Origin of the sequence: Streptomyces sp. NPDC001231 (assembly GCF_042896885.1) — a bacterium.
In the GTDB taxonomy this organism is placed as follows: Bacteria; Actinomycetota; Actinomycetes; order Streptomycetales; family Streptomycetaceae; genus Streptomyces.
This window is the reverse complement of the sequence record NZ_JBIAXS010000013.1, coordinates 85,970-99,566: the sequence shown is the minus strand read 5'-3', so window position 1 is coordinate 99,566 and position 13,597 is coordinate 85,970. Positions and strand designations below refer to the sequence as shown.

The 13,597-nt window shown below is 73.8% G+C and carries 11 protein-coding genes; 2 read left to right on the top strand and 9 right to left on the bottom strand.

What is annotated here, in order from left to right; genetic code table 11:
- The first annotated feature begins 29 nt into the window (after positions 1-29).
- The gene (locus ACFY3J_RS17835) at positions 30-1,280 is read left to right on the top strand and encodes a M14 family zinc carboxypeptidase (protein ID WP_384177007.1); all 1,251 of its coding nucleotides are present in this window, start codon (positions 30-32) and stop codon (positions 1,278-1,280) included.
- A gap of 296 nt (positions 1,281-1,576) precedes the next feature.
- On the opposite strand, the gene ACFY3J_RS17830 is transcribed toward ACFY3J_RS17835, so the two are convergent.
- The 3 genes from ACFY3J_RS17830 to ACFY3J_RS17820 all read right to left on the bottom strand — a co-directional run bounded on the left by ACFY3J_RS17830 (position 1,577) and on the right by ACFY3J_RS17820 (position 4,056).
- The gene (locus ACFY3J_RS17830) at positions 1,577-2,002 is read right to left on the bottom strand and encodes an SSI family serine proteinase inhibitor (RefSeq protein ID WP_390841215.1); all 426 of its coding nucleotides are present in this window, start codon (positions 2,000-2,002) and stop codon (positions 1,577-1,579) included.
- Positions 1,999-3,324 (bottom strand): M14 family zinc carboxypeptidase, encoded by a 1,326-nt coding sequence (locus ACFY3J_RS17825; RefSeq protein WP_390841214.1) that lies wholly within the window; start codon positions 3,322-3,324, stop codon positions 1,999-2,001. Before ACFY3J_RS17825 ends, ACFY3J_RS17830 begins: the two co-directional genes overlap by 4 nt.
- Before the next feature lie 180 nt (positions 3,325-3,504).
- Positions 3,505-4,056 carry an FHA domain-containing protein gene (locus ACFY3J_RS17820; protein ID WP_384177013.1) on the bottom strand — a complete coding sequence of 184 codons (552 nt, stop codon included), beginning with the start codon at positions 4,054-4,056 and terminating at the stop codon, positions 3,505-3,507.
- 173 nt (positions 4,057-4,229) lie between these two features.
- Between ACFY3J_RS17820 and treZ the strand changes: the two genes are divergently transcribed.
- Positions 4,230-5,984, top strand: coding sequence for a malto-oligosyltrehalose trehalohydrolase (treZ, locus tag ACFY3J_RS17815; protein ID WP_390841213.1), 1,755 nt, complete (start codon positions 4,230-4,232; stop codon positions 5,982-5,984).
- Between the two features lie 25 nt (positions 5,985-6,009).
- Here the strand turns inward: treZ and ACFY3J_RS17810 are convergent, their stop codons facing one another.
- The 6 genes from ACFY3J_RS17810 to ACFY3J_RS17785 all read right to left on the bottom strand — a co-directional run bounded on the left by ACFY3J_RS17810 (position 6,010) and on the right by ACFY3J_RS17785 (position 13,460).
- Positions 6,010-6,972 (bottom strand): aminoglycoside phosphotransferase family protein, encoded by a 963-nt coding sequence (locus ACFY3J_RS17810; protein WP_384177017.1) that lies wholly within the window; start codon positions 6,970-6,972, stop codon positions 6,010-6,012.
- 47 nt (positions 6,973-7,019) lie between these two features.
- Positions 7,020-8,147 (bottom strand): aminopeptidase P family protein, encoded by a 1,128-nt coding sequence (locus ACFY3J_RS17805; protein WP_390841212.1) that lies wholly within the window; start codon positions 8,145-8,147, stop codon positions 7,020-7,022.
- 601 nt (positions 8,148-8,748) lie between these two features.
- Entirely contained in the window at positions 8,749-9,297 is a 549-nt protein-coding gene (locus ACFY3J_RS17800; RefSeq protein WP_384177021.1) for a PDZ domain-containing protein, read from the bottom strand.
- A gap of 34 nt (positions 9,298-9,331) precedes the next feature.
- The gene (gene cyc2 / locus ACFY3J_RS17795; protein ID WP_390841210.1) at positions 9,332-11,494 is read right to left on the bottom strand and encodes a germacradienol/geosmin synthase Cyc2; all 2,163 of its coding nucleotides are present in this window, start codon (positions 11,492-11,494) and stop codon (positions 9,332-9,334) included.
- Positions 11,495-11,611: 117 nt separating this feature from the next.
- Positions 11,612-12,790 carry a damage-control phosphatase ARMT1 family protein gene (locus ACFY3J_RS17790; RefSeq protein WP_390841209.1) on the bottom strand — a complete coding sequence of 393 codons (1,179 nt, stop codon included), beginning with the start codon at positions 12,788-12,790 and terminating at the stop codon, positions 11,612-11,614.
- 22 nt (positions 12,791-12,812) lie between these two features.
- Positions 12,813-13,460 carry a ScbR family autoregulator-binding transcription factor gene (locus tag ACFY3J_RS17785; protein ID WP_384177027.1) on the bottom strand — a complete coding sequence of 216 codons (648 nt, stop codon included), beginning with the start codon at positions 13,458-13,460 and terminating at the stop codon, positions 12,813-12,815.
- Positions 13,461-13,597 lie beyond the last annotated feature (137 nt).

The following is a 13,597-nucleotide window of genomic DNA, read 5'->3' as shown; positions in this document are numbered from 1 at the left end:
GAATGCGAAGCCGGGAGGACAGGTCGGGGGTGAGTCTCCTGCCGGAGCTGCGCTACCCCAGTGTTCCCGAACTGGTCGCCTCGGCCCATGCGCTGGCCGCGTACCGGCCGGACCGGTGCGTGCTGAGGCAGGTCGGCCACTCCCGTGCGGGACGACCGCTGCACCTGCTGTCCGTCGGGCAGGCCCGGCGGGCGGTGCTGGTGGTCGCCGGCGCCCACGCGAACGAGCCCACCGGCGGCTCCACACTCCTCGCCGTCGCCCGCCGCGTGCTGCGCGAGGAGCGGTTGCGGGTGGACACCTCCTGGCACTTCCTGCTGTGCGCGGACCCGGACGGGGCGAGTCTGCACGTCACTCCGGCCCCGCGCAGCCTGCTCGACTACCACCTCGGGTTCTTCCGGCCCGCCGGGCCCGAGCAGCCGGAGTGGTCGCCCTCCGTGTTGCCGCCCGACCGGCTGCCGCCGGAGACGCGGGCGCTGACCGGGGTGATCGACGAGCTGCGGCCCTACCTCCAGGTGACGCTGCACGGCACCGAACTGGGCGGCAGCTGGGTGCAGCTGACCCGGGACGTGCCCGGGCTCGCCGAGCCGTTCGGCAAGTCGGCGGCACGGCTGCACATCCCAGTGGAGACGGGTGCTTCGGACGCGGCCGGCTGGCCGGTCTCGGGGCCCGGGGTGCGGGTGATGCCGGGGCGTGGCGCGGGCCCGGCGTATCCGAGCATGCCGGACGACGCGCGGCACAGCACCTGGTTCCGCCCGCATCGGTACGGCGGCATGACCGCGGTCGTGGAGGTGCCGATGTGGGCGAGCGACCTGGTGGACGACCCCGCGCCGCATCCCGCCCCGGCGGCGGCGATACGGCGGCTCGCGCACCGGCTGCTGCGGGACGCGCGGGAGGTGGAGCTGGTCCTCACCGACGCGCTGCCGCGTCTGCGCGGGGCGGACGGGCCGCTGCTGCGGGCGGCGAAGTGGGGGCTGAGCCTGGTGCCGGGACTGGCCGCGGACTGGATCCACACCCCGCCCGCGGACACCACGATGGCGTACGTCGGCAGCGTGGACGCGTTCGGGCGCCGCCTGCCGCTGCGGGCCGCGGCGATGCTCCTGCGGACCCTGCGCGAGACCGACGACCGCGCCGCCCCGGACCTGGAACACCTCGTGACCACCTGGAGCGAGTCCTTCGCCCACCGCTTCCACGCCCGCTGGGTCCCCCTGGAACACCAGGTGGAACACCAGAGCCGCACAGTCGTCACCACAGCCCACCAGGCCCGCACCCCGCCCACGTGACCCACACGGGCCACGCCACCCCGTGCCGACCGCGGTTCCGAGCCCGCGGAGCGGGCGCCCGTCACGGCGCCGCACACGCACGGCAGCGGCCCCCGCACCCCGCCCCGGCACACGCGCGTATCGGACACGTGCCGGTCCTCAGCCGCCACGGCGAAGACGACGCCCGCCCAGGCGTTCCAGCGGGCGCGCCCACCACCGCGCCGCACGCAGGACAGCGGCACACCCCCGGAGTCCCGCCCTGGGCACGCGCGCGTGCCGGGTGCGCGGCGGGCCTTCCAACCGCCGTGCGTCGGGCCTCAGTTGACCATGGCGAAGACGGCGCCCGTGCGGGCGTTCAGTCGGCAGGTGTTGGAGAAGGTCTCCGTGTAGTGGATCGTTCGGCCGTGCCACTGGCCGTGGGCGTGGGCCGTTACCGGCGCGTGGATCATCGGGCAGAGGACGTCCCGGTGGGGGATGCCGTGGATGTCGCCGCCGGACGAGCGGAGCCGGGTGCAGGCGTCGGCCGCGTGGGCGTGGCCCCGGGGCGGGTCGCACAGGAGCAGGGCGCCGCGGACGTCACCGGAGCGCTCGTCGCCGTGGGTGACCGTGACGTGGAGCCAGTCGGACTGGCCGGTGGGCCGGTGGGCGGCCGTGGCCGGGGCGGCGCCGGCGAGCAGGAGTGCGGCCGCCGCCGTCAGGCCGCGCCGCAGGCAGGTCGTGGCCGCCTTGGCGAGGTGGGTCATTCCCCGTGTATCGGCACGGACGCCCGCGTGTCCCACCCCGGCTCCCCCGATCGTGAGCGCACGCGCGCGTGCCGCCCGGCGAGTTCGCACACGGCCAGCACCACCCGCGTCTGGTACTCGGCCTGCCGGGCGACCGGTATCCAGCGCGCCCGCAGGTTGTCGCGGTAGTCGGCGCACCCCTGCTCGATGAACCGGTCCAGCTCGGGCAGGACGCCGGCCCCGTCGTGCCCGGCACCGCGCACGAGCCGGTGCAGCAGTCCGGCGGTGCGCAGTGCCAGCCGCCGCCCCGCGATGCGCAGCGCGGCCAGGTGGGCGTTGGTCATCGGCGGGAGCGGGCGCAGCGTGCCGTCGTCGGTGTCGGGGTCCCACGCGTCGGCGAGCCCGGGGCAGACCAGGAGGTAGTCGTCCACCGGCGCGAGCAGCCGTTCCGCGTCCGGCACGTCGGCGAGGTACGGCCGGACCCGTTCCAACAGCCGCTCCATGAGCCGGATGTCCTCGCGCAGGGCGCGACTGACGGTGCGCAGCACGCCGTCCGGGTCCGCGGGCGCCGAGCCGTCGGACACGGCGTCCACACCCCACATGGGCGCCTCGACGACGGCGGTCACGGTGCCGTGCCGCTGCGGGTGGAGCCACGTCGACTCCACGGCCGCCTCGGTGATGGCGGCGGCCAGGCCGCCCTGGCGCGGCGGCGGGATCCGGTAGACGGCGGGCCCCAGACGCGGCCAGTACAGGGGGTCGTACGCGCCGAGTTCGCGCGGGATGCCGAGCCGCGCCGCGGCGTGCCCGACGCGCCGTGCGAGGCCGGGCAGTTCGCGGGTCACCTCGACGAAGCCGCCGCCGACGTCGACGCCGTGCAGCGAGCACTGGACGAAGGGCCGCAACTCGTCCTGGAGTTCGAGCAGCGCCCGGGTCTCCGGCAGCGAGGCGGCCGCGGCACCGTCGGGCAGCCACTCGGGCTGCTCCAGGAACCCGGGCCGGAAGAAGTCCCGGAAGTAGTGGCCGAGGGTGTAAGGGCCTCTGAGCCAGCCTTCGTTGCGCCGTGAGCCGTCGGGGTCGAGGCACAGCAGCAGGTTCCAGGTGACGTCGTCGTCCGCGCCGCCGCCGCGGCCGGCCAGCACGCGTTCGGCCAGCCTCAGTACGGTGGCGCCGCCCACGGGCTCGTTGGCGTGCGGTCCGGCGACCACGAGGGCCTGGCGGCTGCCGTGGCCGACGGAGAGCAGCCACAGGGGCAGGCCCCCGCGGGAGATGCCGACGCGGCGTAGCCGGGCGTCCCGGGGCCGGCGGGCGACGAGTGCGGCGGCGTGCGCGCCCAGCTCGTCCACGGACGGATAGCGCGGGAGTGGCGGCAGGGCACACCTCCACAGTGCGGCGCCGACGCTTTACCACATGTACATGGCGTACACACAGTCAGTCATGACTTGTCGGATACGTCAACACCAGCGTCCGAAAAAGGACTTGACCCGCCGTATCGGATGAGCCGGCGCCAGTGGCGGCGGTGTGGCTCAGTTCGCGGAGAGCCGGAACGCCAGCTGCCCGAACCCGACCTGGTCGCCCTCGCGCACGACGGCCGCGCCGACCACGCGCCGCCCGTTGACGGTCGTGCCGTTGGTCGAGCCGAGGTCCCGCAGCACCCACATGCCGCCCTGGTGGCGCAGTTCGGCGTGCACCCGGGAGACCGTCTCGTGGTTCAGCCGCAGACCGCTGGCAGGATCGCGCCCTATGAGCAACGGGTGACCGCTGCCGGAAAGCGGCAGCAGCAGCTTGGGCAGCCGCTCGGCCTGCCAGGCCCGGCGCAGCCGCACGCCGAAACCGGACACCGCCTCGACCGTGCCGAACACCAGCCGGGACACGCGTCCCTCGGTGCGCAGGTCCGAGGTGAGCGCGGCGAGCTCGTCCGGCCGGCGGGCGGCCAGGGCCAGCTCCATCCGCCGTACGAACGTGTCGTGCGACAGCCGTCCCATCGCGACGCCGTCACGGAGCACCTTCAGCGCCTTGTCGCGCTGCGCGTCGGAGAGCCGCGCGGGGTACGTGTGGGACTCGAAGGACGACGTCACGTTGGCGATTGTCGGTCAGTCGACCCCGCGTGTCCAGCTATCACGGCGACGCACACCAGCCACGCGGATCCGGCGACACCCGCCGTAAAAGGGGGAATTCAAAAGCGGATTGATCTCTTGTGCCGCACCATGGACGGGCTATGTCACGGTGAGCGAACGAAGGGGAACCGTCCGTGCAGTTCGAGGTGTGGGCACCACAGGCCGGCCGTGTGACGCTCCAGTGCGACGGCGCCACGCACGCGCTGGAGCGCGATCCGGAGCGGGAGGGGTGGTGGACCGGTGAGGCCGAGGCGCGCGACGGCTCGCGGTACGGATTCGCGCTGGACGGCGGCCCGGTGCTGCCCGATCCGCGCTCGCCGCGACAGCCGGACGGCCCGGACGGGCTGAGCGCGGTCGTCGAGCACGCGCGGTACCCGTGGCGCTCCGCCGACTGGCCCGGGCGCCCGCTGCCCGGCGCGGTCCTGTACGAGCTGCACATCGGCACGTACACACGTGAGGGCACCTTCGAGGCGGCCGCCGAACGGTTGCCCCACCTGGTCGAACTGGGCGTCACTCACGTGGAGTTGATGCCCGTGTGCCCGTTCCCCGGCCGGCACGGCTGGGGCTACGACGGCGTGTCGCTGTGGGCGGTGCACGAGCCGTACGGCGGACCCGAGGGGCTGAAGCGCTTCGTCGACCGGGCCCACGAGCTGGGCCTGGGCGTGGTCCTGGACGTGGTGCACAACCACCTGGGTCCGTCGGGCAACCACCTGCCGCGGTTCGGGCCGTACTTCACCGACACCCACCACACCCCGTGGGGCGCCGCCGTCAACCTGGACGCGCCCGGCTCGGACGAGGTGCGCCGTTTCCTGGTCGGCAGCGCGCTGGCGTGGCTGCGCGACTACCGGATCGACGGTCTGCGCCTGGACGCGGTGCACGCCCTGGTGGACACGCGCGCGTGCCACTTCCTGGAGGAGCTGTCGACGGCCGTGCACGCGCTCTCCGCCGACCTGGGCCGCCGTCCGTTCCTGATCGCGGAGTCGGACCTGAACGACCCGCGGATCATCACCCCGCGCGCGGAGGGCGGTCTCGGCCTGGACGCCCAGTGGAACGACGACTTCCACCACGCGCTGCACTCGGCGCTGACCGGCGAGTCCCAGGGCTACTACGCCGACTTCGGGCGGGCCCCGCTCGCGGCGGTCGCCAAGACGCTGACCGGCGGCTACTTCCACGACGGGACGTACTCCGGCTTCCGGGGCCGCCACCACGGCCGCCCGCTGGACCGCACCCGGGTGGCCGGGCACCGGCTGCTCGGCTACAGCCAGACCCACGACCAGGTCGGCAACCGGGCCCGGGGCGACCGCCTGTCCACGCTGCTCGCCGGCTCCCCCGGGCTGCTGGCCTGCGCGGCCACGCTGACGATGACCGCGCCGTTCACGCCGATGCTGTTCATGGGCGAGGAGTGGGCGGCCGGCACGCCGTGGCAGTACTTCACCGACCACACCGACCCGGAGCTCGCGGAGGCGGTGCGACGGGGCCGGCGGCGGGAGTTCGCCGAGCACGGCTGGGCGGAGGAGGACGTGCCCGACCCGCAGGACCCGGCGACCCGCGACCGCTCCTGCCTGGACTGGTCCGAGCCGGGGCGCGAGCCGCACGCGCGCGTGCTGGCCTGGTACCGCCGGCTGACCGCCCTGCGGCACGAGCAGCCCGACCTCACCGACCCCGACCTCGCCGACACCAAGGTGGCCTACGACGAGGAGGCCCGCTGGTTCGCCTTCCGGCGCGGGGACGTGCTGGTGGCGCTCAACCTCGCCAAGGAGCGTGCGGAGATCCCCCTCGGCAACCGCCCCACCGAGGTGCTGGCCGCCTGGGAACCGGTCGCGGCACCCGGAGCGGACGGGCTGCTGCACGTGCCCGCGGAGTCGTGCGCGGTGCTGTTCCAGCACTGAGCACGGCACCGCGCCCGGACGGCGCCTACTTCCCGGTGTCCCCCGTGTCCGCAGGGTCCGCGGCGTCCTCCCGGAACTCCGTCACCCGCTCCAGCAGGATCGCCTCCCAGGCGTGGCGCAGCTGGGACCTGAGGAGCGGCAGCGGGCTTTCGTCGCGGCCGTCGAGGCGTGCGGCGAGGCGGATCACGGTGTCGCAGCGGGCCAGCCACAGGCCCCGCAGGCAGGGCCGGGCGCTGTAGCCGGCGAGTGTGGCGGCGCGCACCGCGGCGGGGGAACCGACGGCGACGGCGACGCCGGCGATGTCCTCGGCCGGGTCGCCGACCACGGCGTCGGTCCAGTCGAGGACCCCGCGCACCCGGCCGTCGGCGCTCACCACCAGGTGCTCGCCCTTGAGGTCGTGGTGGACGAGCACGGCGGTGCCGGGCTGGGCGGCCAGCTGGGCCGCGGCGGGCGCCGTGAGCTGGGCCATCCGCGCGGGGTCGAACTCGTCGGCGGCGCCGAGGCGTTCGGCGGCGTGCACGGCCATGCGGCGCAGCGCCTCCAGGGAGCGCGGCGCGGTGCGCGGGACGCCGAGGGTCTGGGCCTGCCGGACGGGGACCTCGCGCAGCCCGGTGAACAGCCCGGCCAGGTCGTCCTCGCCGACGGCGGAGACGTCGTGCTCGCCGGCCGAGCCGCCGGTGATCCGGGTGTCCAGCGTGTACGTCAGCCCGGGCGCCCACTCGCCGCGCGCGACGCTGGCCGGGACGGCGACCGGAAGGTGCGGGCGGACCAGTTCGCGCAGCCGCAGTTCGCGGCGCTGGCGCTCGGCGGCCTCACGGTCGGGGGCCAGGCGCAGCACATGGCGGGCGCCGACCCACCAGGTGGAGTGCTCGCCGCCCTCGGCGACGGGCCGGACCTCGGGGCCGGGGGCGGTGTCCGAGCCGTCCTTGAGCAGGGTGCGGACCAGTCTGCGGACCGTGTCCGCGGTGGGTGTCGGTGCCTGGGTCATCGTCGCGCCGTGTCGTTGCGGTTGCGGGGTGGGGGGACTGCCGGTGGTCAGTCCACTATGACCATCTCCCGGGTCGTGTCGTTGAGGCGGCGTCCCCCGTCCTCGGTCACGGTGACGATGTCCTCGATGCGCACCCCGAAGCGGCCGGGCAGGTAGATGCCGGGCTCCACGGAGAAGCACATGCCGGGTACGAGGGGCTGCTCCTCGCCCTCGATCATGTAGGGCGGCTCGTGCGTGGTGACGCCGATGCCGTGGCCGGTGCGGTGGATGAAGAACTCGCCGTACCCGGCCCGGGTGATGACCGCGCGGGCGGCGCGGTCGACCTCCTGGCAGGAGACGCCGGGGCGCACCGCCCGGAAGCCGGCCTCCTGGGCCTCGCGGACGATGTCGTGCACCCGACGCTCCTCGTCGGTCGGCTCGCCGACGTGCACCGTGCGGGTGGTGTCGGAGCCGTAGCCGTCCTTGAGTCCGCCGAAGTCGAGGACGACCATGTCGCCGCGCTCGATGACGCGGTCGCCCACCTCGTGGTGCGGATTGGCGCCGTTGGGGCCGGAGCCGACGATGGTGAAGTCGACCTGGGAGTGCCCGAAGCGCCGCAGCAGGCCGGCGAGGTCGGCGGCGACCTCGGACTCGCGGCGGCCGGAGAACCGCACCTTCCGGATCTCCTCGAACGCGGCGTCGGCGGCCGCGCCCGCCGCCGCGAGCAGTTCCACCTCGGCCGCGTCCTTCACCGCGCGCAGCATGGGCAGGGCCTCGGTAAGGGAGGCGTAGGAGATCTTGGGCAGCGTCTGTTGCAGGGCGAGCAGGTGCATGGCCCAGGTGTTGTCGCTGATGCCGAACCGGCCGCGGTCGTCGAGGAGGGCGGCGGTGACGGCGTAGGGGTCGGTGCCGTCGGTCCAGTCGCGCAGGGCCAGGGCGGACGCGCCGGTCGCCTTGGCGGCGTCCGGGGCCTCCAGGGTGGGCACGACGAGTACGGGTTCGCGTCCGGCGGCGAGGACGAGCAGCGTGAGCCGTTCGGTGACGGCGGTGGGCGCGTACCCGGTCAGCCACACGAGGTCCGGTCCCGGTGCCACCAGCAGTCCGGCCAGCCCGGCATCGGCTGCCGCGCGGGCGGCGCGTTCCAGCCGGACCCTGTAGTCGTCGGCGGTGAAGGGCGCGAGCGCGATGCCGGTCATCCGGGCCTCCGTATGCGGCTGAAACGGTGAGGAAGGCTACGGGCAGCATCCTGCCCGGCCACGCCGTGCGACGCGAGCCGGTTGAGGATCTCGACCGCCCTCGCGGCGCCCGACCGCACCGGCCCGGGCCCCGGACCGCACTCAGCCGGCGGACGAGGGGTACGAGCCACGGGTCGGGACACGGGCAACGAGTCAGGGCAGGCCATGAACCGGGACGGACCACGGACCGCGGACCCCGGACCGCGGCAGGACACGGAACGAGTCGGGCCACAGACCGGGGTGAGCCACGGGACGGGGCCTGGCCAAGGAGCCGGGGCAAACCACGAACCGGGACGGGCCACAGACCGCGACAGGGCACACGACGGGACGAGACGGTCCGCAGACCCGGGCAAGCCACGGGACAGGGCCTGGCCAACGAACCAGGGCACACCACGAACCGGGACGGGCCACAGACCGCGACAGGGCACGGGGCACGAGCCAGGGCAAGCCACAGGCCGGGGCGGGGCACGGCACGCGGCAGGGCACAGGACTGGTCGGAGCACGGGACGGGTCAGGGCACGGGGCAGGAGCCGGGCCGGGCCTCGGGATGCGGCGGGGGCCGTCATGTGACGATCCCCGGGGTGACGGTCAGTTGCTGGTAGCCGCCACTGGCGTGGCGCACGGTGAGGACCACCGCCTGCCCCGGGCGGGACCCGGCGACCGCGCGGGCCAGGTCCGCCGCCGTGTCGATTCGGGTTCTGCCGAAGACGAGGAGTACGTCGCCGCGGACCAGGCCCGCCGTGTACCCGGGGCCGGGGACGTGGACGCCGACCACCCGGGCTCCGGGCCTGCCGTCGTCCACCACCTCCACGCCCAGGGTCGGACGCACCGGTGCGGGCGCGGAGGCGGGCGCCGGATCCGTGGGCGCCCGGGTGCCGGCCGGCCGCTGCGGCTCGGCGGGGGCGGGCCTGCTCGTGCCGATCACCGTGAGGCCCACCGTGCCGAGGCCGACCCCGGACAGGACCAGGACGATCGCGGCGAGCAGCCCGCACACCAGGGCCGCGAGGCGGCGGCCGCGGCGGCGCGCGGCGAGCGGGCGCCGTACCGGGCCGTGCTCGCCGCCGGGCTCCTGTCCTGGCATCGGCTTGGGACGCAACGCTGTCTGTTCCATCGACCGCCTCCGGCTGCCGCTGTTCGGTGGGCGGTCAGCCCACGGGGAGGGCGGGGACCGGCGGACGGTCCGGAAGGAAGGCGTGGGCCCGGCGGCCCAGCCACTCGGCCTTGTAGCGGTCGACGTTCCGGTGCCAGTTGAGGATGCCCGCCATCCAGTTCTGAAGGTCGGCCACATAGCCGCGCATGGCCGCGCACCCCTCCTCGGACAGCTCGAAGTCGTCGTGGACGACGGGTAGTTCGTGAGCGACGACGTGCTCGAACTGGCGCATGCGCTGGTTCATCATGTCCTGGACGACCTTGAGCGCGGCCGGGTAGTCGATGCCGAAGAAGTGCTGTACGACCAGGATCGCGTTGTGGATCTCGCCCTCGTACTCGATCTCCTTCTGGTACGAGAAGACGTCGTTGAGCAGGCAGGCGTAGTCGACGGCCGCGTTCTCCAGGGAGCGGACCGGGCCGCTGCGGTAGACCTCCGCGGGGATGGCCGGGCCGTATCCCATCCGGCACAGGCTCAGGGTGAGGTCGGAGCCGAAGGTGGCGCGCCGCATCTCCAGGTAGTCGACCGGGTCGGGGACACGGTTCTGGAGCTGGTTGGACAGCTCCCACACCCAGCTCTCGGTCATCGAGTCGATCGCGTGCTTCAGGGTGCGCCGCTGGTCGGGGGTCATCTCCGCGGTGGTGCGCGCCCACAGGTCGGTCAGACTCCGCTCCATGGCGTTGATCGGGACCGGCGCCGCCTCCCCCGCCACGGGCATGCAGGCCGACAGGCGGGCCGTGGTCGCCTTCGCGGCGACCAGGTCGCGGCGGTGTCCGTACACCAGCGGGTAGTAGTCGTCGCCGTAGGTGCCGAAGGCGAGCCACTGCGCGCTCAGGTCGAGCGCCTCGGGCGTGGCGTCCGGGTCGATGCCGGCCGAGCACAGCGCCAGGTCGTAGGCGGCGAGCTTGTCCTCGTCCCACACGCCCTCCTCGAGGATGCCCATGCTGTGGCACCAGTCGACGAGCCTTCGCCTGGAGCGGTCCAGATGCGGGCTCAGCCCCAGCGGGTAGGGCATGCGGAGGTCGGGGATGCGGGACGGGCCGACCTTCTCGAAGGGCACGTGCGTGTACGCGCGCAGCCTCTCCGCCCCGGCCGCCGCGAGCAGCGCGCCCACGTCGGCCGCCGAGGTGCCGGGGCCGGCCAGTCGCTGCCAGGGGCTGGTGGGCCGGGCCCGCTCGTTCATGTACCGGCTGGAGCGCATGTGCCATTCGTGGCCACCGGACTGCCAGTCCTGGAGGCCCTTGGCGTACGCCGCCACCGCCGCGGTCTCGACCGGGGTGAGGCCCTTCTCCAGGGCCACCGCGGGCACTTCGGTGAGCGCGGTGTGCTCGAACTGGTGGAGGCGGGAGGTGAGGACGTCGTTGACGGAGTCGGCGGCCTCCTGGGTGGTGCACCCGAAGAAGGTCTCCAGGACCAGGACGCCGTTGCTCAACTCCCCCTCGTCCTCGACCTCACGCTGGTAGGAGAACAGGTCGTTGCGCAGGTGCACGGCATCGGAGAACGTCTCCATCAGCACCCTGAGCGGCCGGGTTCCGGCGACGGCGGCGGGCACTTCGGCGGTCGCGTACTCCACCAGCCCCGCCGACCAGGGCGCGCCGCCGACCTTGCGGCGCATCTCGATGTACTCGACGGGGTTGGAGATCCGCCCCTCGTTGATGTTCGACAGCTCCCACAGGGACTCGTTCAGCAGGTGCTCGGTGGCCACCGCGAACCGGTGGCGCCAGTCGGCCGACATCGACGGCACCGTACGCGCCCACAGGTCGGCGAGGCCGGCCTCGACCGGGTTGCGCGGCTCGGGGACGGGGGTTTCGAGGTCGAGGGGCATGAACAGGGGAAGCCGGTCCAGGTAGGCCTTGCCGCCCGCGCGGTCCTGGCTGCGCTTGAAGGTCTCCAGGAAGTGGTCGTCGAAGAAGAAGACCCACACGTACCAGTCGGTGATGAGCGACAGGGCGGGCCCGTCGCAGTCGGGGTGGGTGTAGGCGCAGAGCAGTCCGTAGTCGTGCGCGTCGAGGTCGGACTGCTCCCAGATCCCGGAGCCCTCCAGCATGCCCATGTCGCGCGCCCACCGCGTCGAGTGGGCGCGTGCCTCGTCGACGTTCGGGTTGAGCCGCGCGGGATACGGCATGTAGAAGTGCGGGAGTTCGAAGGGCTGCTGCGTCATGGCCGGGCCCTACCCGCGACACTCCGGCACCATCCGTACGCACCAACTCGATCACTCCATCGCGTGAATCCGCACGTGAACGGGGTTGTCGCGCGGTACGGCGGGTCGGCCGACGGCTCAGCTCCCGACCTGGATCAGCGCGTGCGTGCCCGCGACGCGCCAGCGCTCGCCCTCGGCGGCGTCCAGCGCGGCCTCGGTGTCCGCGTCCAGGCCGGTGATCACGTCGGACTTCAGGGTGCGCAGGGCGGCGAGGGGGCCGGGGAAGTAGCCGGTGGCGTCCGCGAACGGCGTGGTCGGGGGCCACAGCCGGTCGCCCACCAGCCGCCGGTAGTTCAGGTCGCCCTTGAACACGGTCAGTGTGGCCGCTGCGAACTCCTCGCGCAGGTCGGCGGGCATGTCGGCGTAGGGCAGCGGGGCGCAGGAGAAGGGGTGTGCCCGGACCGTCAGCCGGCCGTCGGCCATCGCCGCCCACAGGAGGCGCCCGTGCTCCGCGGCCGCGCCGGGAGCCGCCGTCAGCCGGCGCACGGCGTCGATGACGTCGGCCGTGGTGGCGTCGGAGACGTAGTACGGGTACGGCTTGACATGCAGGACCGCCCGCCGGACGCGGCCGTGGGCGAGGAGGTGGGCGACGAGGAGGAGATCGGGGACGAGTTCGCGGCCGGCGTTGTCGGCGACCAGGCAGAGCGTGCCGGTGCCGGAGGGCGGCAGCAGCGACCAGAGGGCCGCCCTGTCGTCGGCGACCAGGGCGGGGACGGGCGGTCCGGCCTCGGCGCCGCCCGCCGACAGCCGGAAGCCGAGGTCGGCGCGGTTGCCCCAGAGCGAGCCGTGCAGCAGGGCGTCCGCGCGCTCCGCCGCCGGCTTGCCCTCCAGTTCGTCGAGCGCCGCAAGTTCCTCGTCGGTCTCCGGGGAGTCGAGTTCGGCGAGTTTGGACGGGCGGAAGGGGTCGATGCCCTGCCAGGGGCCGGGTGCGAAGTAGCCGACGGCTTCGAGGAGACGGCGGTAGAAGTAGCTCTCGGACCACAGCCACGGCACGTCGAACCAGGAGTGGCCGGCGTACTGTCCCAGGCCCCAGTGCTGCCAGCGGTCACGGTCGGGCGCGGCGGCGGGAAGGTCGTCGATCACGCCCTCGGCGCAGCTCTCCAGCAGCGCGTCCAGGGCGCGGTGCTGCCCGGGGCCGTAGGGGAAGGCGTCGCGCACCTGCCGGATGACGGCCGGGTGCCGTTCGGCCAGCACGCTGTGCGGGAAGGAACCGGGTTCGTCGCCGACGAGTACGGGCGCGGACGGGTTGGCAGGCATGCGCCTCACCGTACCCGGCGGGTCATACGACGACGATCTCCCGCTCCAGCCGGGTGGCGAGGCTCAGATAGCGGGGGCGCCGGTGCACCGGCACCAGGCCGCGGATCAGCAGGTGCCACATCTCGGTCGTCCTGCGCGGCAGCCGCCCCATGGGTTCCAGGGGCCTGCCGGCGACCCGGGTGCCGACGAAGAAGCAGACGAGGGAGTGCGCGACGGCGTGGACGTCGACGTCCTGCTGGATCTCGTACTCCTTGACGGCGCCGAGGAGTTTGCCGGTGGCGATGTCCAGCCACTCGGTGAACGGGTGCCGCAGCGGCGGGCGCACCTCGACTCCTCCGGTGGCCAGTCGCAGACCGGCCCGGGTGACGGGGCCCTCCACGGTGAGGCGGGTGAGCGCGTAGGTGATGCGTATCAGGGCCTCCAGCGACGAGTAGCCCTGCTCGTCCACGCGACTGGTCACCTGCCGGGCGGCCCGGGACTGCAACTCCAGGATGGCGTGGGCCAGATCCTCCTTGGCCGCGAAGTGGAAGTACAGGGCGCCCTTGGTGACGTGTGCGTGTGCGACGATGTCGCTCAGGCTGGTCCGTTCGTAGCCGTGCCGGTCGAACAGGTCGGCGGCGGCCGTGATGATCGTCGCGCGGGTCTGTTCGGCGCGTAACTGCCTCGGCATGGACAGAACACTCCCGGGGCCGTAACGAACGGGGCGTGCCGTTTGTTTCTCACTCCGCGTACACGATAGCTCACGGCTCCGAGGCGTCCACCAGGGCCCCTTGGACCTTCCGCCGTCACCCTCGGCGCTCCGGAAAC

Excerpts from the sequence above, each read along its gene's own strand:
- ACFY3J_RS17805 (WP_390841212.1), bottom strand. The coding sequence starts at position 8,147 with ATGACCGGCATCGCGCTCGCGCCCTTCACCGCCGACGACTACAGGGTC.
- ACFY3J_RS17790 (WP_390841209.1), bottom strand. The coding sequence starts at position 12,790 with ATGCCTGCCAACCCGTCCGCGCCCGTACTCGTCGGCGACGAACCCGGT.
- cyc2 (WP_390841210.1), bottom strand. The coding sequence starts at position 11,494 with ATGACGCAGCAGCCCTTCGAACTCCCGCACTTCTACATGCCGTATCCC.
- ACFY3J_RS17830 (WP_390841215.1), bottom strand. The coding sequence starts at position 2,002 with ATGACCCACCTCGCCAAGGCGGCCACGACCTGCCTGCGGCGCGGCCTG.
- ACFY3J_RS17785 (WP_384177027.1), bottom strand. The coding sequence starts at position 13,460 with ATGCCGAGGCAGTTACGCGCCGAACAGACCCGCGCGACGATCATCACG.
- ACFY3J_RS17810 (WP_384177017.1), bottom strand. The coding sequence starts at position 6,972 with ATGACCCAGGCACCGACACCCACCGCGGACACGGTCCGCAGACTGGTC.
- ACFY3J_RS17800 (WP_384177021.1), bottom strand. The coding sequence starts at position 9,297 with ATGGAACAGACAGCGTTGCGTCCCAAGCCGATGCCAGGACAGGAGCCC.